Genomic DNA, 20,441 nt, shown 5'->3' on the forward strand with positions numbered 1-20,441 from the left:
GCCTTCGCTTTCAGGGCGCGGGCAGGGTGACGATGAACTCGGCCCCGGCGCCGGGCGTGCTCTCCACACGGAGGTCGCCCTGGTGCTCCTGGACGATGTCGTGGCACAGCGAGAGCCCCAGCCCCGTGCCCACGCCCGCGGGCTTGGTGGTGAAGAAGGGGTGGAAGAGCTTCTCGCGGAGGTCCTCGGGGATGCCCGGCCCGTTGTCTCGGATGCGCAGCTCCACCTTGCTTCCGACGCGGCGGGTGCTCAGGTGCACCTGGGGCGTGAAGCCCGCGCCGGCCTGCTGTTGGTGTTGCGCCGCGGCGTAGAACGCGTTGTCGAGGATGTTGGTGAGCATCCGGCTGATGTCGCTGGCCACCAGCTCCACGATGCCCACGGTGGGGTCTAACGTGGTCTCCATCTTCACGCTGGCCCCGCCGGGACGGCTGCGCAGGCCCTGCACTGCCAGATTCACACTCTCGCGCACCAGCAGGTTGAGGTCCGACTTGGAGCGGGTGCCCTCCGACTTGCGCGAGTGCCGGAGCATCGTCTTGATGATGTCCGAGGCACGCGTGCCGTGGCTGTGGATGCGCTGGGCGTTCTGCTTCAAGTCCTGGAGCGTCTCCAGCACGTCCTCGCGGGCCTCGCTGTCGAGCCGGTCCGCCATGCCCTTCAGCGTCTCCTCCAGCTCGCCGGCCAGCCGTGAGGACAGGTTCGAGAAGTTGTTCACGAAGTTGAGCGGATTCTGGAGCTCATGGGCGATGCCCGCGGTGAGCGCGCCCAGGGACGCGAGCTTCTCCTGCGCCACGAGCTGGCGCTGCATCTCCTGAAGCCGGGTGAGCGTCTCCGCCAGCTCGGCGTTCTTGTGCTGGATTTCGGCGGTGCGCTCCTCGACGCGGCGCTCCAGTGTCCGGCTGTACTCCTCCAGGCTGGCGTAGAGGTCGGCGTTCTCCAGGGAGATGGCCGCCTGGAACGACAGCAGGCGCAGCACCTCCAGCCGCTCCGGGGTGAAGGCGCCCCGCGTGGCGTCGTTCTCCAGGTAGAGCACGCCGGTGAGCGAGCCCTGCTTCAAGAGCGGGCTGCACAGCAGGGACTTGGGCTGGGCGCTGCGGACGTAGGGGTCCTCGGAGAACGGCTCTTCCGCTGAGGCGTCGTGGAGGAGCACCGTCTCTCCGGTGCGCACCACGTAGTGGATGATGGAGGTCGGCAGCGACGCGGAGGACTCCATGGGGATGGGCGCCTCGAGCACCACGCCATCGCCGTCCACGGAGCCTTCCGCCGCGATGACCAGGCCCTCGGTCCGCTTCAGCAGCAGCAGGCCCCGGCGCGCGCCCGCGTTCTCGATGACCAGCGTCATCAGCTTGCGCAGCAGCTTGCCCAGGACGATTTCGCCAGACAGCGCGCGCGCCGTCTTGATGACGGACGCCAGGTCCAGCGCGGCCAGTGACGCTTCGGTGGGGGCATCCGTGCGCGTGGGCGTGGGGGCGGACGGCAAGAGCCGGGGGTGCTCCCGCTCCAGCCGAGCCACGACGGCGCGGGCCCCCCAGCGCAGGTAGGCGGCGCGGGCTTCCTCCAGGTAGGTGCGGGCCACGCGCTCGCGGGCTTGCGTCAGGTGGAACCGTGCCGCGGCCTCGCAGGCCACGCCTTCGTCGAGCGACAGGCTGTACTGGCGCGCCAGCCGGATGGCCCGGTCATACGCATCCGCGGCCGAGTCCCCCTGGCCGTCCAGGCGGGCCCGCTCCGCGTCCAGCAGCTCCGCGCGGGCGCCGTAGTTCATGGGGGCGATGCGGGCCCATCCGCGCATGGACTTGCGGATGGCGTCGATGGCCCGTGACGAGCGAATCCGGTCCAGCGGCCCCAACGTCGGGTGGACCGCCATGAGCGCCAGGCCTTGGAAGAACTTGTACCAGGGCAGGTAGATCTGCCCGGCGATGAGCTCCACCTGGGCGTCCACCGCCGCGGCGCTCTCCAGCGCTCCGCGCGCATCGCCCCACAGCCAGCGGCGCAGGGTGCGTAGCACGTCGCAGGTGGCGATGCCGTTGCCGTAGTCGAGCTGCCGGTACGGCGCGACCAGCTCCTCTTCGCGGGCCTCCACGTTGCCGGTGAAGGCACCCGTGAGGGAGTCGAGCGTGTGCCGCATGTACTCGGTGAAGAGCACGTTCTTGTGGCGGTGGGTGGCCAGGATGTCCCGGTACCGGTCCATGCGCGGGCCACCGTCGGCCAGGCCGTCCCGGGCGATGAGGGCGGTGGCGCAGCCCGCGCTGGACGCATAGCCGAAGTATTCGATGTCGCCCGTCTCCTGGCCCTTCTGCGCGGCGGCGAGGAAGTCGCCGACGCAGGCGGACAGCGGCTCCTTCCAGTGCCGGATGAAGAGGTTGAAGACGAAGGTCACCATGGCCCGCAGGCTCTCCGCCTGGAAGCGGTCCAGCGTCTTCAGCGCCAGCCGGCCATAGCGGAAACCTTCCTCGGGGTTGCCCAGGTGCACGCTCAGCATCAGCCCGTAGCCCACGTAGCCGAACGCGGCCACGCCCGTGGCGCCGTGGCGGATGGTGAGCTGGAGCACGCGGAGCACCACCAGCGGAAAGAGCAGCGGGCGGGCCATGAAGGCCAGCGAGGACAGCTTCACCAGCAGCCGCAGCGTGGCGAGCAGGAGCGGGTCGGTGCACTCGGGGAGGGCAGCCAGGTCCTCGGGCTTGCGCAGGCCCAGACGCAGCTTCGTCTTCGCCACCGCGGCCAGCACGTGGGGCTGCTTCGGATTCGCGGGCAGGGGCTGGCCCAGCTTGCGCAACACCTCCAGGCCCAGGTCCACGCCGCGCGAGTGCTCGCCCCGGTGTGCGAGGCATTGGAGCCGGACCTCCTGCACGCGGACTTCCTCCGCGCTGTCCACCGCATGGGCCAGCGCCGCCGCTGCCAACCGCTCCATCAGGTCGAAGTCCGCGTCGAGGTACGCCGCTTCGGCCGCGTCGACGTGAAGGTCGAAGGTGAGCCGCCGGTCCTTCCGCCAGCCGTCGTCGCCGAGCAGGGACAGGCCCGTGTTCAACAGGCGCAGGGCCGCGGCCCAGGCGCCTCGAGACTTGGCGCTGCGGCCGGCGCGCAGGTCCAGCTCCGCCACGCGGTGGCGCTCCTGCTCGTCGTGGAGCACGGGCAACGCCAAGTGGAAGTGGCTGACGAGCTCCGGGAGTTCTTCGTCGAGCCGCTCCGGGGGCGTGTGCCGCAGGAGCAGCCGGCCGATGCGGGCATGGATTTCCGGATGTACATCCGCCGGAATCAGCTCCAGCGCGGCCTGCTGCACGCGGTCATGGGTGAACTGATACGAGCCCCCGCTGTCGAGGTCGGCGTCGTCAATGGGCGCCACCAGGCCCGCCTGGAGCACTTCGACGAGCCCCTTCTCGGCCTCCTCGTCCGTACGCTCCAGGACGATGGCCAGACTGTGCAGGTCGAACAGATGGCCCAGTGCCGCGGCGATGGGCAGCAGTGCCTGCGCGGCGGAGCTCAGCTCTCGGATGCGGGAGGTGAGCAGGGCCACCACGCCGTCACTGAAGTCCTGTCCACGCAGCGCGCTGGCATCCCACCGGAAGCCACCGCCGTCCGCATCGAAGCGCACCAGCCCGCGCTCGTAGAAGGTGCGCAGCAGTTGCACCGCGTGGAACGGGTTGCCTTCCGTCAGCGACAGCACCAGGTCGTCGAGCTGCGCGTCGGGTTGGCCCTCGGCGGGAGGGAACACGTCCGCGACCAGCCTCGTCACGTCCTCGGGCGACAGCGGCGCCAGGTCGATGCGGTGGACCGGCGTGCCGTGGTCCTGGAGCGCGCGGGCAAGGGACTCCACGGGATGGTCGGGGCTCAGCTCTTCGGAGCGGCAACCCGCGACCACGAGCAGGTGTTCGATGTCCCGGTCCGTCAGGAGCAGCCGCAACAACTGGAGGCTGGTGCTGTCCGCCCAGTGGAGGTCGTCCAGGACGAGCACCAGGGGATGCTCCCGCGTGGCGAGCGCGGCCACCAGCTTGCGCAGGACCAGTTGGAAGCGCAGCTCCGACTCCGCGGGCCCCAGCTCCGGGACGGGAGGCTGGTCGCCAAGCACCAGCGCCATGCGAGGCACCGCGTCCACCACCAGCCGGCCCATGCCGCCCACGGCTTCGAGGAGGTGCTGACGCCAGCTCTCGAGCTCCTGCTCCTGCCCTCCGAGGAGCGCGCGAGCCACCTCGCGGAAGGCCTCGAAGATGCCGCTGTAGGGAGTGTCACGGAGAAGCTGGTCGTACTTTCCTCGGGCGAAGTGGCCCTGGCGCTCGGCGACGGGCCGCTTGAGCATCCCGGTGAGGGCCGATTTGCCCATGCCCGCCGCGCCAGAGACGAGCACGAAGGCGGAGCGGCCTGAGGCGGCGCGCTCGAAGGCGTCGCGCAGGGCCGCCTGCTGGGGCTCGCGGCCGTAGAGCTTCTCGGGGACGGCGAAGCGCTCGGGGACGTCCTTGGCGCCCAGCTCGAAGGCGGCGACGGGGCCGGGGCCCTCCAGGGCACCCAGGCAGCGCTGGAGGTCCGCCACGAGCCCGTAGGCGCTCTGGTAGCGGTCCTCGGGGGACTTGGCGAGCAGCTTGAGCGCGATGTCGGACAGGGGCTGGGGCAGCTCGGGTTCGACACTGACGGGCGGAGGCGGGGGCAGGGCGACGTGTGCGTGGATGAGGCCCAGCGCATCCGTGTCCGCGAAGGGGCGGCGCCCGGTGAGCAGTTCGTAGAGCACCACGCCCATGGAATAGAAGTCAGCCCGCGAGTCCACGCTGCGGTGGGTGCGCCCGGTGCCCTCGGGGGAGAGGTATTCGAGGCTGCCCTCCAACCGCTCGGGCGCGAGCGGAGCGACCTCGGCGCGGGGCCTGCGCGTTGCGAGGGTGAAGCCGGTGAGCTTCACGGACTCGCCATCCGTGCCCACGAGGATGCTGTTGGGGTTCAGGTCCCGGTGGAGGATGCCCTGCTCGTGGATGGCACCCAGGGCGCGCGCCAACGACAGCGCGATGCGGCATGCGGCGCGCGGCTCCACGCGCCCGTGTGACAGGCGTTGGGTCAGCGTCGCATCCCCGAAGCCTTCCAGGATGAGCACGGGCACGCCGTCCCGCGCTTCGGCCCACGCCAGGGGCCGCAGGACGCCGTCGAGACTCAGGGCGTTCGTCAGCTCCCACTCATGGCGAAGCCGCGTGGTGGCCGAGGGGAGCCGCGCCGCGTCGGGGACCTTGAGGATGACCGAGGCGCCGTCCTCCTCGCGTGTGGCGCGCAAGAGCTGGAAGGCCCCTGCGGTGGTGACCTCTCTGCCGATGCGGTAGCCGGGCACATCCATCATTGCTTCCACCCGTGCGCGAAGGAGCGCACTCCCCGTTGAGGCGGGGAGGGTAGCCCTGGCACTGGGGGCTCGCAACAGAGCGCGGACGATGTGAGGCCGGATGCCTGCCCGCAGGCGGAGTGGAGTGGGCCTCGCGGGTGTGCGATGGAGCGAGTCACCGTGCTGAGACCCTCTGGGATGGCTGGCCTGACCGCGCGAAGCGGTGGACGACGCGCAATCGTGATTGGCAGTGGTTTCGGTGGATTGGCCGCGGCCATCCGGCTGGCGGCGCGTGGGTGGCGCGTCACGGTGCTCGAGCGGATGGACAGCCCGGGCGGGCGGGCGAATGCCTTCCAGCAGGACGGCTTCACGTTCGACGCGGGCCCCACGGTGATTACGTGTCCGCACCTGCTGGAAGAGCTGTGGGCGCTGGCGGGGCAACGCATGGCGGACCACGTGGAGCTCCGGCCCGTGGCGCCGCTGTACCGGATGCGGTTCCCGGATGGCTCCACGTTCGACTACCACACGGACCGCGAGGCGATGCGCCAGTCCGTGCGGCGGCTGTCTCCCCGGGATGAGGCGGGGTTCCTGGCGCTGTGCGCCCGCGTGGAGCGGATGTACGAGGCGGGCATTGGGGCCCTGATGAGCACGCCGGTGCCGGACGTGCTGAGTCTGGCGCCCTTCACCGCCGCGCTGGTGCGGGACGAGGCGTTCCGGTCCATGTTCGGCCTGGTGTCGAAGCACATCCGGGACGAACGGTTGCAGCAGGCGTTGAGCTTCCATCCGCTGCTGATTGGCGGCAGTCCCTTCGCGACAGCGAGCGCGGTGTACACGTCGATTCAATTCGTGGAGCGGCGCTGGGGGGCGTTCTTTCCAGTGGGGGGAACTGGCGCGCTGGTGCGCGGCCTGGTGGCGCTATTGGAGTCCCTGGGCGGCGAGGTCCGTTACGGCAGCGAGGTGACTGAGATTGCATTGGAGGGGCGGAAGGCGACGGGCGTGAGGCTCGGGGACGGTACGGGGCTGGCGGCGGACGTGGTGGTGTCGAACGCGGACGCGGCGTGGACGTACCGGTACCTGGTGCCAGGGCATGTCCGGAAGCACTGGACGGACGAGCGCATCAACCGGGCTCGGTACTCGATGAGCGCATTCCTCTGGTACTTCGGGACGCGGCGTCAGTACCCGGAGGTCGCGCACCACACGCTGCTGTTCGGCAAGGACTTCCGGGGGATGTTCTCAGGACTGGAAGGCCCTGGACAGCCGTCCGCGGACCCCTTGCTCTATCTACACAGACCCACGGCGACAGACGCGGCGCTGGCCCCGTCAGGGCATGACTCGTTCTACGTGCTGGCACCAGTGCCTCACCTGGGGACGGGCTCAGAGTGGAGGCCGCGCGCGGAGTCTTTCCGACGCGAGTTGGAGGCGCGGTTGTCGCGGACCGTGTTGCCGGGCCTGGGGGCGGAGTTGGTGACCTCGCGGATGGTGACACCGGAGTACTTCCGTGACGAACTGAGGTCATTCCGAGGGGCCGCGTTCAGCTTCGCACCGACGCTGATGCAGACAACATTCCTCAGGGCGCAGGCCCGGAGTGAGGATGTGGACCACCTATACATTGTCGGGGCAGGCACGCACCCCGGGGCCGGGCTTCCTGCGGTTCTTTGTTCCGCGAAAATTGTGGATACGGCTATTGCATGCGCCTGACGGTAGCGACTGCATGTTCGCAGTAGAAGATTGTCCAGCTCTGCTGAGTGAACTCGAACGATAGTTGCATATCGAGGGCTTCTGCTGCTGGCGCGGCGTCGATTGTCTGATCGCCTGTCGAATGTCTGACGGCTGTGGTAACAGTTAGGTGGCTGTATAGACAAGGGGCGATTGTGGACCGTAGTCGATGGGTAATGGGTGTCTCGTTGCCGAAGGCTGGGTGGCGTTCTAGGATGGTATGGGTGCTTTTTTGTTTGATTGGAGTTGCGCCTCTGCGGGTTTTTGCTGAGGTGCAACTCCCTCCGATCTCGGTTGAGATACCTGAGTGTTCGGATTGCCTGAGTACGACGACTGGGACGGTGTCGATTCGCTATTCGTGGAATTATACGACAACAGAGACTCCTGTTGTGGTGGGTAATGCACCGTCGGATGCCAAGGTGGAATCCGTTTATCTGGCGGAAGTTCCGACCGGGCAGAATGTATTGATAAGCCGGATTGATCTGTCTCAACAGGGGTGGATTGATGCGATTTTTCGATCATTTGCAAACGGGCACGTGTGGTTCCCCACTGCAAGCCAGCCCGTGACGGCACCTTGGGCCGGGCGGTTGGTTCATAGTGGTCCGTGGGTTGCAATTCCGACGGTGCTTGCCGCTGATTCGAGTTCCCGACTGTCAGTGACCCTTGTCATCAAATGGTACGTGCCTGACTCCGGTGGAGGTAATCCAAACCCGCCGCCGGGTCCGGACTCTGGCGGAAGTGGGGGAGCCAAGCACGTCGTTGACTTCAACGGTGACGGGTATTCGGACCTGTTCCTCCAGAACCCGCAGACTGGCGATGTCGAGATCCGGTTCGGTCGGTCTGGAATGGGGCCGCTCCACTTCAGTGCTGCATCCCAAGATGTATGGCTGACGAATCGTAAGTATGTGACGGGCGACTTCAATGGGGATGGTTATACCGACCTGTTTCTCTATTATGTTCCAACCGGTGAAGTTGAGATTCGCTACGGTCAGGCTGGATATAGTCCATTTCTCTTTAGTGCGTCGTCTCAGCAGGTTTGGGGCTTGAGTCTGGAGTTCGTCCCGGGCGATTTCAATGGTGATGGCAAGACGGATGTATTCATCCACAATGCTGTGACGGGGCACGTTGAAATCCGATTTGGCTCGTCTCAAATGGGGGCGTTGCAGTCGAGTCCTGTCACGCAGCACTCCTGGACATTGGGGTTGAAGTACATTCCGGGAGACTACAATGGGGACGGATTTACTGACCTGTTCCTCTATTACCCGGCGGGAGCCGTTGAGATCCGGTACGGACGGACGGGGCTTGGGCCGTTCTTGTTCATTCCTGCGTCTCAGCAGACGTGGAACCCAGGAATGGATTTTACATCCGGTGATTTCAATGGGGATGGCAGGAGTGATTTGCTAGTCAGGGATCCGTTCGATAATAATACTGAAATTCGGTATGGATGGGAAGGAATGGGGGCGCTCATTCTTAAGCCCGAGTCTCGGTGGGCGTTGGCCACCGATTCCGTGTACCTTGTTGGAGACTTCAATGGTGATGGGCGATCGGATTACTTTATGTATCAGACTTCCACTGGAGTGAATAATGTCGCTTTGGGCATACAGGGGGCTGGGGGGGTAACGTGGTCTCTTTCCAATGTCCAGCACTGGTCGTTGGGGCAGACTTTCTTTGTGGGGGATTATGACGGAGACGGGAAGGACGACCTGTTCATTATGGGGCAGACCGGCTTGGCTGAGATTCGCTATGGTCAGGCTGGCACGAATCACTTGGTGCTGAGTCCCTCGACCCAAGGGCAGTGGACGCCGGGTTTGACCTTTGTCGGAGGGTATATTTTCCGCCGATAGGTTGAAAGCGGGGCAGCTTGAGGCGGGCTGGAAGTCCAGCCCACCTTGGTTGCGTGTTCCGGGGCAAGCCGAGCGGTGCGCGTTCCTGCTCGCTCCCAGACACCAAGGGACGCGCCCAGCAAGACCTGACCCGACAGACATTCGCGCACCACCCAAAGCACCTCGTGTCCCACGTCAGGAGCGAACCCATCAATAGCAAGCAATGCCCGCCCCTGAGGTTTCAGTGTTTCTTGCATCCGTTTGGCGTCGGGTAGTTGAGGTTGACCACCTTCGCGACACCCCCTTCAGCAGACACCCCTCGCGGTGGCGCGCCCGTACCTGCACGGACAATCCCATGCATCCAGTGAACATCGTCACGCAGCGCCGCTGGCGCCAATCTGCTCGCGTCCTCGTGCCGCATACCTCGCAGTGCCGACGTTCGCTGTCGAGTCGCACCTCCCGAGCTGCAATAGGGCGAGCTGTCGTCCGCGGTGAGCGTCAAGGTAGATGTCGCGTGAAAGGGTTCAGCCGATGCGCTTCAACTCTTGCACTGCCGAGGTGAGGTTTGGAGAGGGGGCGTTCGGAGCGGGTCTGGGGTTCTTCAGCGCTGGCTCGCTCGCGGAGCGGGCCACCTGAAGTGCCGCTCCACCGCCTGCTGACTGGGCATGCCCGTTGTGGTAACTGGCGCCATGTCCACAGAACGGCCGAAGTACGACCCGGCGAACATCGAACCCCTCTGGCAGGCCCGTTGGGAGGAGCAGCGCCTCTTCGAGGCGCGCAGGCACCCCGGCAAACCGAAGGCATACGTCCTCGACATGTTCCCTTACCCCTCGGGGGCCGGGCTGCACGTCGGGCACCCGGAGGGCTACACGGCCACGGACATCATCTCGCGATACTTGCGGATGCGGGGATATGATGTCCTTCATCCCATGGGATGGGACGCGTTCGGCCTGCCCGCGGAGCAGCACGCGATCGAGACGGGAACCCGCCCGGCGGATACCACCGCGAAGAACATCGCGACGTTCAAGCGGCAGCTCAAGTCTCTCGGGTTTTCGTACGACTGGTCTCGCGAGCTCTCCACGACAGACACGGAGTACGTGCGTTGGACCCAGTGGCTCTTCCTCAAGCTCTTCGAGCGCGGGCTGGCCTATCAGGCCGAGCTCCCGGTGAACTGGTGCGCGGCGCTCGGCACGGTGCTCGCCAACGAGGAGGTCATTGACGGGAAAAGCGAGCGGGGCAGTCACCCGGTTGTGCGGCTGCCGCTGCGGCAATGGACGCTTCGCATCACGGCGTACGCGGATCGGCTCGCCGAGGACCTCTCGGGGCTGGATTGGCCCGAGACGCGGGAGAAGCAGCTCCACTGGATTGGGCGCAGCGAGGGTGCTGAGGTCGATTTCCTCATCGAGGGCAGCGCGGACCGCCTCCGCATCTTCACCACCCGTCCGGACACGCTCTTCGGCGCGACGTACATGGTCGTTGCACCCGAGCACCCGCTGCTGGAGCGGTTCGCCACGGCGGAGCGGCGCGCCGAGGTCCTGGCCTACCGAGAGGCGACCGCGAGCCGAAGCGAGTTGGACCGCACCGCGCTCTCGAAAGCCAAGACCGGCGTGTTCACCGGCTCCTACGCGCTGCACCCGCTCACGGGAGCGCGCCTCCCCATCTGGGTCGCGGACTTCGTGCTCGGCTCTTATGGGACGGGCGCCATCATGGCCGTGCCCGGCCATGACGCGCGTGACTTCGAGTTCGCGCGTGCCCTCGGCTTGCCCGTCGTCGAGGTGGTTTCGGCCGACGGCGCCCTGAACGAGACCGGCACGTGGACGGAGGCATTCGTGGGGGACGGCGTCGCGGTGCGCTCGCGCTTCCTCGATGGGCTGCGGACGCCGGAGGCCAAGGCGGCCATGCTCGCGCACCTCGAGCGCGAGGGACTGGGCGCACGGCGCGTCCAGTACCGCTTGCGGGATTGGGTGTTCTCGCGCCAGCGCTATTGGGGGGAGCCGATCCCCATCTATTTCCCGGTCGAGCTCGCGGAGGGCTCATCGGACCCGCGTATTCATCCCCACACCATTCGCTACGACCAGCCTCTGCCCGTGTCCGAGGACGAGCTGCCGGTGCGGCTCCCCGAGCTCGAGGACTTCAAGCCCAGCGAGGACCCGGCGGGCCCGCTGGCCCGCGCCTTGGATTGGCGATTCTTCCAGCGCGATGGAAAGTGGTACGCGCGAGAGACCAACACCATGCCTCAGTGGGCGGGCTCGTGCTGGTACTACCTGCGCTTCACTGACCCGAAGAACACCCAGGCCATCTTCTCGCAGGAGGCGTACGACGCCTGGATGCCGGTGGACCTGTATGTCGGCGGTTCGGAGCACGCGGTGCTGCACCTGCTCTACGCCCGGTTCTGGCACAAGGTGCTGTTCGACTGCGGCCTCGTCACGCACGCCGAGCCGTTCAAGAAGCTCGTCCACCAGGGAATGATCCTCGGTGAGAACAACGAGAAGATGTCGAAGTCGCGCGGCAACGTGGTGAACCCGGACGACATTGTCCGGCAGTTCGGTGCGGATGCCCTGCGCATGTACGAGATGTTCATGGGGCCGCTGGAGGCGGTGAAGCCGTGGCAGACCAACGGCGTCATCGGCGTGCGGCGTTTCCTTGACCGCGTGTGGAACATGCTCGCGTTCGTGACGGAGGACGCGGGGGGGGCGCCGGCGGAGCTGACCGAGGACGTGCGGCGGCTGCTGCACAAGACGGTGAAGAAGGTGGGGGAGGACATCGAAGCGCTGCGCTTCAACACGGCCGTGAGCGCGATGATGATCCTCGCCAACGCGCTGGCCGAGCTTCCGCGCGTGCCGCTCGAGGCGGCCAGGGTCTTTGCGCGGATTCTCTCCCCATTCGCGCCTCACCTCTCGGAGGAGCTCTGGCACCGCTGGGGCGCAAGCGAGTCCATTTCCCTCCAGCCGTGGCCTGAATACGACCCTGCGTTGACCGTGGACGAGCTCGTCGAAATGGCCATCCAGGTCAACGGCAAGGTCCGAGGGAAGCTGCGCCTGAAGCGAGACGCCACGGAGGCGGAGGCGCGTGAGGCCGTCCACCGAGAGCCGGAGCTCATCCCGCATCTCGCCGGAAAGACCGAGCGCCGATTCGTCTACGTGCCAGGGCGAATCATCAACATCGTCGTTGGCTGAGGCCCTGCGGCGAACGCAGTCACCTGCGCGGGAAGTGCGGATACACGTCCTCCTGGAGCACCTGCCGCAGCTTCGGGAAGTTCAACGCCCACTTCACGCCCAGGCGCCACGGGGCGAACAGCACCCGGGGCACCCGTGGGAGCAGCGTCTGGGGCCACTCCAGGTACGTCCGTTCGATGGCGTCCATGTCGAGGTCCTGCCGCACGTCCACGCAGTACGGGGCCACGTTGCCCGGGGGCTGGCCTTCCAGGAGGTCAGCCAGGCCCGCTGGCAGGAAGGTGGTGTGCAGCGTCATGCCCACGTCGAAGTTGCGGCTGCCCAGCCGGCAGATGGGGCCCTTGGCCAGGTCCTCGGAGTCGAAGATCCAGACCTCGTCGCCCGTGGAGTTCTCAGGCAGGTCCGGCGTCGGGTCCGACACGACGAGCGCCACCACGTAGCCCTTCCAGTGGGGCACCTGGGGGAACCGGGCGCTGGGGACGAACTGCGGCGCGAAGCCGAACCAGCCGGTGGGCAGCACGTAGCCCTCGAAGCGGCCGGAGTCGACGAAGAACTTGCAGAAGCTCGCCGCGCGGCCATCGCGGATGGGCAGCGCGGACTTGTCCCCGACGACGGGCTTGTAGAGCTGGTAGAGCGCCTCGGGGACCATGTCCGCCGTGAAGCCGTCCGAGTTGAGGTAGAGCGCCAGCTCCTTCGTCGGCAACTTGGCGTTCATCACGTGGCCCAGCAGCCGGAAGTGGGCCTCCAGCTCGCCATTCACCAGGCCGGCGTTGGAGAAGACCGTCAGGCCCCAGGTGAAGTCGTCATGCGAATACAGATTGGACTGGATGCGCAGCCGCTTCATGTCGATGCGGTGCACCCCCATGGAGCTGCGCGTGACGGGCACCGCCGTGGGCATTCCCGCCTGCCAGTCCTGCACGCGGTTGCCATTGATGAGCAGCTCGCCCGGCTCCAGCGTATGAGACAGGTCCTCGGTGGGAGAGTGCGCCGCGACAATGGTGATGACGTCGTCGGGGTTCTCGTAGATGGCGGCGAAGTGCAGCCCGCCGCCTCCGGCCTGGAAGCGGTGCGCGGACACGAGCGGCGGATTCGCCGGGTCCAGCGTCCCGGGTGACGTCTGGAGGTCCGCTCGCCGCACCACCCAGAACACCGCTTGCGGGGCGGCGGGGGACGCAGTCAGCCACTCCACCGCGCGCTGCACCCGCGGCAGGAAGGGCACCGCCGCCTGCGCGGCGATCTGCCAGAAGTTGATGGGGAAGTTGGAGTCCAGCAGCACCACGTAGTCCCGCGTGGCGGCGATCTGGTGCAGCGACGCCGCCACCACCGGCTCACCCGTGGCCGCGTCCATCAGCTTCCAGTGGTTCAGCCGGTTCTCTTCCGTGTCCCAGCTCACCAACTGCGTGTAACCGGCGCCCAGGGGCCACTTGGGCGCGTGGTTGGTGAAGAAGAGGCGGGGCCGGTCCTTGTTGAGGCGTGGGCCCAGGCGCTCGGCGGGGTCGAAGGCCGGGTGGGCCGTGCTCTGCAGCAGGGGGAAGACCCACGGCGTGGGGAGGGCGCGGTTCCACTCGCGCAGGTAGCCCAGCGGTGTGTACGCCTTCAACGTCTTGGGGTGGATGGCCCACGGGCGGCCCGCGTCCGTCGTCACCAGCAGCATCCGCTCACCCTCGACCAGGAAGGGCGCCGTGTTGGGGGTCTCCTGCGGTCCCAGCGTGAGGGACACGTCCGCCAGCGTCGTCTTGCGGAAGCGGTTGAGCAGCCGCGTCAGGGGGCCTCGCGCCGTCGCGCCCGCGTCTACCTGCTGGCGCGCGTAGTACGAGGGGGTGCGCATGGTGGCGGAGGTGAACCGGGCGCCGCCCACCTGGAAGTCCAGGCGCAGCACGAGCCCGTCCGAGGCCAGGGCCGGGGAGCCCGCGTGCACGCTGGGCCCCGCGACATAGACGTGCCCCTGCAGGTCCTCGGGCAGCGTGCCGGCGAGCACCTGCAGCGGCTCGTTGACGTACTCCACCGGGCTGGTGGTCATCGCGTTGCGTGGCATGCCGGGCCTGAGTCCCGGTGGGACGTGCAGACCGGGGAGCGCATGGCCGTCCGCCTCGCGCGAGAGGGAAGCGGGCGCTTCGGGCGCCGCGGGGGCGGGGGGCTTCAGGACGGATTCAGTCTCGGGCATGACGCCTCCGGAGATTGGGTGGGTGCGCGCCGCAGCGGGATGGGGGCCGGGACCGTAGCACGCGTGTTGTGACAGACCGGTCGACGCCGGGCGGCTGGCCGCCGTGGGAGAGGGCAGCCCACAGTACCTTGCGAGGGGCCGGTGTGAGACACTTGCCGCTTCCCATGGTCGAAGACTCCCACTCCGAGCGACAAGTCATTGGCGACCGCTACGTCCTGGAGCGGCGGCTGGCGGGCGGTGGCATGGGCACCATCTGGGTGGCGTTGGATCCCAAGCTCCAGCGCCGCGTGGCCCTCAAGCTGATGGCGGCCCACTGCGCGCCCGCGCCCCTGGCTCGCCGGCAGTTCGAATGGGAAGCGCAGGCGATTGCCCGCCTCCAGAATCCCCACGTCATCCAGGTCCACGACTGCGACCTCTCCGGCGAGACGCCCTACATCGTCATGGAGTGGCTGGTGGGCGAGGACCTGGAGGCCCTATTGAACCGCCGCGGCCGGCTGTCCCTGGCCATGGTGGAGCGGCTGGTGACGCAGACGGCCCGCGCGCTCACCGCCGCGCACGCCGCGGGCGTCATCCACCGCGACCTCAAGCCGGCCAACCTGTTCCTCGCGCGCACGGAGCATGGCGAGCAGGTGAAGGTGTTGGACTTCGGTCTGGCGCTGCTGATGTCGGGCGGCGCGGCCCGGCCGCATCCCGAGGAGGAGATGGCCGGCACGCCCCGGTACATGAGCCCCGAGCAGCTCCGAGGGCTGGAGCCGCGGCTGGACCACCGCTGTGACCTCTGGGCGCTGGCCGTGGTGGCGTACCGCGCGCTGACGGGACAGCACCCGTTCCCCCTGGAGTCACTGCGGCAGATGCGCCTGGGCAACGTGCCGCCGCCGCCCGCGACGCCGTCCAGCCTGTCCCCGGAGCTGGGCACGGAGGTGGACGCCTTCTTCGCGCGCGCCCTGGACGTGGACCCCGCGCGCCGCTTCCAGTCCGCGCACGAGCTGGCCTCCGCCCTCACCAGCGCGGTGGATGCGGGCCGGCCGTCGCGCCCGGCGAAAATCCTGGTCGTCGATGACGAGCCGGACATCGTCGTGCTGATGGAGCAGAGCTTCCGCAAGCAGATCCGCCGCTCCGTCTACCAGTTCCTCTTCGCCGCGGACGGCGAGGAGGCGCTGGAGGAGATGCGCCAGCATCCCGACATCGAAGTCGTCCTCTGCGACATCAACATGCCGCGCATGGATGGGCTGACGTTCCTGTCGCGCGTGGGGGAGATCAGCTCGCTGACCCGGGTGGTCATCGTCTCCGCGTATGGCGACATGAACAACATCCGCACGGCGATGAATCGCGGCGCCTTCGACTTCATCACCAAGCCCATCGACTTCCCGGACCTGGAGGCCACGCTCGTCAAGACGCTGAAGCACGTGCGCGAGCTGCGCCGCACCGTGCGCTACACGGAGGAGAACGGCCTGCTGCGCATGTTCGTCCCGGGCGCGGTGCTGGAGCGCCTGCCGCCGTTGCTCCAGGGCTCGGACGCCATGGCGGGCGAATGGGTGGACGGCACGGTGGTGTTCATCGACGTGGATGCCTTCACACCAGTGCTGCACCAGGAAGCGCCGCCGGAGTCCCTGCGCCGTCTCAACGCCAACTTCGAGGCCATCGTCCCGGAGTTGCTCGCGCGCGGCGGCATCGTGGACAAGTTCATGGGGGACGCGGTGATGGCCGTCTTCCGAGGCCCCGGGCACGTGGACCTGGCGCTCGAGGCCTGTCACGCCGTCCACCGGCAACTCGGCACGCTGGCGTCGCGTGGCGGCGAGGGCGCACCGTACGCGCATGGCGTCTGCATGGGCCTGGATTCGGGCGACCTGGTGGCCGGCAGCGTGGGGGCGAAGGCCTCCGGCCGGCTGGACTTCACGGTGCTGGGGGACGTGGTGAACACCGCGGCGCGGCTGGCGGCGAGGGCCGGGCGTGGGCAGGTGCTGGTCAGCGGCCGGGCCCAGGCGCGCGCGGCGTCACGCTTCGGCCTGTCGCCCGTGGAGACGGGCCTCTTCGAGCTGGCCCGCGACGAGGGCCATGGCTCACGGGGCCCCGACGATGCGACCGCCTTCCTGGCGCTGGATGCGGCGCCAGAAGGCCGGGGAACCACGCAGGGCGGCTGAGGGGCCGCGCCCGCTGTTCCGTGCTGCGGCGGCCGAGGGCGCTCCGCTCCTGGCGCACGGGAGCGGGGCAGGGGACGTCAATCAGGCATTGCTGACGCGCACCGTGGTCTTCATCTCGCGGCCGGACGCCGGGTCGCGGGCGCGCATGGTGAGGATGCCTTCCACGTTCACGTCGAAGGTGATCTCCACCTGCGCGGCGCCGGCGCGGCCGGGCTGGATGCCGGAGAAGGTGAACTCGCCCAGCATGTCGTTGCGGGCCACCAGCTCGTTGTCGCCCTGGAAGATGCGCACGGCGAGCTCGGTCTGGTTGTCCATGCTGGTGGTGGCCAGCAATTGCTTGGCGTTGGGGATGGACGCGTTGCGCGGGAAGACGGTGTGGAAGGCGCCGCCCGCCTTCTCCAGGCCAATGGCCATGGGAATCACGTCCAGGAGCTGGATGCGCAGGTTGGTGTCGTCCTGGAGCGAGTGTGCGTAGAGCGCGGCGCCAATGGCCACGGCCTCGTCCGGGTGCACGCCCTTGCTGGGCGGCTTGCCGAAGAACTTGGTGAGCCGGTCCTGGACGATGGGCATGCGCGTCTGGCCGCCCACGAGCATGACCTCGTCGACGTCCTTGGTGGACAGTCCCGAGTCCACCAGCACGCGCGCCACCATCTGCAGGGTGCGGTCCACGAGCTGGTTGGTGAGCTGCTCCAGCATCTTCCGGCTGAACTTCATCTCGATGTTCAGGGGCTGGCCCTGGGACGTCATCGTGATGAAGGGGATGTTGAAGGGGACCTCCTCGCGCGCGGACAGGTCGATCTTCGTGCGCTCGGCCAAGTCCTTGATGCGCTGCATCGCCACCGGGTCCGTGGCGAGGTCGAGGCCCGTCTTCGCCGCGAAGTCCTTGAGGACGTGGTGGATGATGGCGTTGTCGAAGTCGATGCCGCCCAGGAAGACGTCACCGCCGGTGGCCTTCACCTCGAAGACGCGGTCGCGGATCTCGATGATGGAGACGTCGAAGGTGCCGCCGCCCAGGTCGTAGATGACGACCTTCTCCTTCAGCCCCTTGCCCACGCCGTAGGCCAGCGCCGCCGCGGTGGGCTCGTTGATGATGCGCACCACTTCCAGGTCGATGAGCTTGCCCGCGTCCTTCACCGACTGGCGCTGCCGGTCGTTGAAGTAGGCCGGCACCGTCACCACCGCCCGCTTGATGGGCATCTTCAGGTAGTTGGAGGCGACCTCGCGGATCTTCCCCAGGATCTTGGCGCTGATCTCCTGGAGGGCGAACTCCTTCTTCCCCACGTCCAGGATGACGTCGCTCTGCTTGCCGGGGCGCATGTTGTACGCCACAACCTGCTTCATCGTGTCGACGACTTCGCTACCGAAGCCTCGGCCCACCAGTCGCTTGGAGCCGTAGACGGTGTTGCGCGGGTTGAGCTGCCACTGGCGCTTGGCCTCGTAGCCGATGAGTTCGTTCCCCTTGTCGTCGATCGCGAAGATCGAGGGGATGGTGTACTCGCCGCCCTTGTAGGGGATGAGCTTGACGTTCCCGCTGTCCTCGACGATCGCCGCGCACGAGTTGGTCGTGCCGAGGTCGATGCCGATGATGGGCTCCTTGTGCATCTTGCTTGGACTCCGGGTGGGTAGGCCGCAGAGGAAGGAAAAGACCGTAGCGCACCCTCGCGCCGCGCGCGAGTTCACACACCGCGCCGTTTGCCGCTCCCGGGAATGCGGACCCGGGCTCCCTGCTTCCCCTGGAGGGCGCCGTAGCGCTCCCTGTGGCCGCCCGGTGGCCAGCAGCGCGTGCCCCAGCCGACAATGACGTCCGGGGTGCTGGACATTGGTGGCCCGGACGGAAAACTTGGTGGTGGACGACGGACCAGAGGAGAGTCAACTTGGACGCGAAGGGTTATCTGCAGGAAGTGGGCGCGCAGGTGAACGCCGACTTCGTCAAGAACCGGTCGATTCTCTCCTTCGAGGAGTATCTCTCCCTCTTCTTCAGCGACCCGAAGGGCCAGGCCCGCAACGCGGCGCAGTACCTGCGGGACGTGATGGACCACTTCGGCACCACCACGGTGCCGCACCCCACGGGCACCATCCGGCGCTTCCAGGTCTTCGACGTGCCCGGCGGCGACCGGGACGACCGGGTGGCGGGCCAGGAGGAGGTGCAGAACGCCATCTACCGGTTGCTCGGCAACTTCGTGCGGGCCGGCCGTATCAACAAGCTCATCCTCCTACACGGGCCCAATGGCAGCGCCAAATCCACGCTCGTCAATGCCCTGAAGGAAGGCATGGAGACGTACTCGCGGCTGCCCCAGGGCGCGCTCTACCGGCTCGCCTGGGTGTTCCCGTCGGAGAAGCTCATCAAGGGCTCCATTGGCTTCGGTGAGCGGGACTCCGCCAGTGGGGAGATGACCACCTTCGCACACCTGGACGCGGAGTCCATCGACCTGCGCATGCCGTGCGAGCTGCGGGACCACCCGCTCTTCGCCGTCCCGCCCGGCGAGCGCCGCAAGCTGCTGGAGACGGCGCTCAAGAAGAAGGGCCTGGGCAACGGGGACGGGGAGAGTGGCGACTTCATCCTGTCCGACTACGTGCGGGACGGCGAGCTGTGCTCCAAGTGCCGCCGCATCTACACCGCGCTGCTCAACTCCTACGGCGGGGACTGGCTGAAGGTGATGCGCCACGTCCAGGTGGAGCGCTTCTACGTGTCGCGCCGCTACCAGGTGGGCACGGTGACGGTGGAGCCGCAGATGAGCGTGGACGCCGTCGTCCAGCAGCTCACCGCGGACCGCACCCAGCTCAACGTGCCCGCGCCGCTGCACAGCACGGTGCTCTTCGAGCCGCACGGCCCCCTGGTCCACGCCAACCGCGGCCTCATCGAGTACGCGGACCTGCTCAAGCGGCCCCTGGAGGCCTTCAAGTACCTGCTGGGCTTCAGCGAGACGGGCGAGGTGCCGCTGGAGCCCTTCGTCCTCCAGCTCGACGAGGTGCTCATCGCGTCGGCGAACGAGAAGCACCTCAACGCCTTCAAGGAGCTGCCGGACTTCGCGTCCTTCAAGGGCCGCATCGAGCTGGTGCGCGTGCCCTACCTGCGCCGCTACCGCACCGAGCAGCAGATCTACGACGCGCAGATCACCTCCACCACCGTGGGCAAGCACGTTGCGCCCCATGCCACGGAGCTGGCGGCCATGTGGGCGGTGCTCACCCGGCTGAAGAAGCCCATTCCGGACCGCTACCCGCAGGACGTGAAGGAGCTCATCGACCAGGTGACGCCGGTGGAGAAGCTGCACCTCTACGAGGAGGGCGCGCCGCCGGACCGGCTGAGCCTGGCCAACACGAAGGAGCTGCGCAAGCTGCGCGAGGACCTGTTCACGGAGTCGGACGCGTACCCGAACTACGAGGGACGCTCGGGCGCCAGCGCGCGCGAAATCAAGACGGCGCTCTTCAATGCCGCGCAGAACACCGACTACAAGTGCCTCAACGCGCTGGCGGTGCTGGAGGAGCTGTCCGCCATCTGCAAGGACAAGAGCGTCTACGAGTTCCTCTTGCAGGAGGTGGTGGACGGCTACCACGACCATGACGCCTTCGTGGGGCTGGCGGAGGCGGAGTACCTGGACCGGGTGGACTCGGAGGTGCGCGAGTCCATGGGCCTGGTGTCGGAGGGGCAGTACCGCGAGCTGGTGGAGCGCTACATCCAGACCATCAGCCACTGGGTGCGCGGGGAGAAGATGCGCAACCGCGTCACCGGGGTGATGGAGGCGCCGGAAGAGCAGCGCATGGTGGAGGTGGAGGCCATCATCATGCCGCGCGGCGAGGACGCCGCCGACTTCCGCCGGGGACTCATCGCCTCCATCGGCGCGCACCGGCTGGACAACCCGGACGCGGTCATGGACTACGGCCGCATCTTCCCGGACATGTTCAAGCGCCTGCGAGATCACTACTTCGAGGAGCGCAAGCGCGTGCTGCGCAAGAACAAGGAGAACGTCCTCAAGTACCTGTCCGAGGACCGCAACCAGCTCACCGCGCGCGAGCAGACGCAGGTGCAGAGCACGCTGAAGACGATGGCGGAGCGCTACGGCTACTGCGAGGCGTGCGCGAAGGACGCCATCCTCTTCCTGATGAAGAAGCGCTACGCGTGACCGGGCAGGCGTCCGGGGC

The 20,441-nt window shown here is 67.5% G+C and carries 8 protein-coding genes; 5 read left to right on the plus strand and 3 right to left on the minus strand.

The genetic code is table 11. The features are described 5' to 3' along the window. Nucleotides 1-10 precede the first annotated feature (10 nt). Nucleotides 11-5,305 carry a trifunctional serine/threonine-protein kinase/ATP-binding protein/sensor histidine kinase gene (locus tag FMP39_RS12205; RefSeq protein ID WP_141590080.1) on the minus strand — a complete coding sequence of 1,765 codons (5,295 nt, stop codon included), beginning with the start codon at nt 5,303-5,305 and terminating at the stop codon, nt 11-13. 219 nt (nt 5,306-5,524) lie between these two features. Between FMP39_RS12205 and crtI the strand changes: the two genes are divergently transcribed. The 3 genes from crtI to leuS all read left to right on the plus strand — a co-directional run bounded on the left by crtI (nt 5,525) and on the right by leuS (nt 11,999). Beyond that, complete coding sequence (crtI, locus tag FMP39_RS12210) at nt 5,525-6,982, plus strand: phytoene desaturase family protein (RefSeq protein ID WP_255508482.1); 1,458 nt, start codon at nt 5,525-5,527, stop codon at nt 6,980-6,982. A gap of 359 nt (nt 6,983-7,341) precedes the next feature. Next, complete coding sequence (locus tag FMP39_RS12215; RefSeq protein ID WP_194858369.1) at nt 7,342-8,844, plus strand: VCBS repeat-containing protein; 1,503 nt, start codon at nt 7,342-7,344, stop codon at nt 8,842-8,844. A gap of 668 nt (nt 8,845-9,512) precedes the next feature. Continuing rightward, the gene (gene leuS / locus FMP39_RS12225; RefSeq protein ID WP_141590083.1) at nt 9,513-11,999 is read left to right on the plus strand and encodes a leucine--tRNA ligase; all 2,487 of its coding nucleotides are present in this window, start codon (nt 9,513-9,515) and stop codon (nt 11,997-11,999) included. Nucleotides 12,000-12,018: 19 nt separating this feature from the next. On the opposite strand, the gene FMP39_RS12230 is transcribed toward leuS, so the two are convergent. Beyond that, nucleotides 12,019-14,160, minus strand: coding sequence for a carotenoid oxygenase family protein (locus FMP39_RS12230; RefSeq protein ID WP_228557920.1), 2,142 nt, complete (start codon nt 14,158-14,160; stop codon nt 12,019-12,021). Between the two features lie 68 nt (nt 14,161-14,228). On the opposite strand from FMP39_RS12230, the gene FMP39_RS12235 reads away from it, so the two are divergent. After that, on the plus strand, nt 14,229-16,301 hold the full coding sequence (locus FMP39_RS12235) for a response regulator (RefSeq protein ID WP_141590085.1): 2,073 nt from the start codon (nt 14,229-14,231) through the stop codon (nt 16,299-16,301). 81 nt (nt 16,302-16,382) lie between these two features. Here the strand turns inward: FMP39_RS12235 and FMP39_RS12240 are convergent, their stop codons facing one another. Beyond that, nucleotides 16,383-17,903, minus strand: a complete 1,521-nt coding sequence (locus tag FMP39_RS12240; RefSeq protein WP_011554055.1) for an Hsp70 family protein — start codon at nt 17,901-17,903, stop codon at nt 16,383-16,385. Between the two features lie 272 nt (nt 17,904-18,175). Between FMP39_RS12240 and FMP39_RS12245 the strand changes: the two genes are divergently transcribed. Then, complete coding sequence (locus FMP39_RS12245) at nt 18,176-20,422, plus strand: PrkA family serine protein kinase (RefSeq protein WP_141590086.1); 2,247 nt, start codon at nt 18,176-18,178, stop codon at nt 20,420-20,422. The last annotated feature ends 19 nt before the right edge of the window (nt 20,423-20,441 follow it).

It is taken from the genome of Myxococcus sp. AB056 (assembly GCF_006547365.1).
Classification (GTDB): Bacteria; Myxococcota; Myxococcia; order Myxococcales; family Myxococcaceae; genus Myxococcus; species Myxococcus virescens.

Excerpts from the sequence above, each read along its gene's own strand:
- FMP39_RS12205 (WP_141590080.1), bottom strand. The coding sequence starts at position 5,305 with ATGATGGATGTGCCCGGCTACCGCATCGGCAGAGAGGTCACCACCGCA.
- leuS (WP_141590083.1), top strand. The coding sequence starts at position 9,513 with ATGTCCACAGAACGGCCGAAGTACGACCCGGCGAACATCGAACCCCTC.
- FMP39_RS12230 (WP_228557920.1), bottom strand. The coding sequence starts at position 14,160 with ATGCCCGAGACTGAATCCGTCCTGAAGCCCCCCGCCCCCGCGGCGCCC.
- FMP39_RS12240 (WP_011554055.1), bottom strand. The coding sequence starts at position 17,903 with ATGCACAAGGAGCCCATCATCGGCATCGACCTCGGCACGACCAACTCG.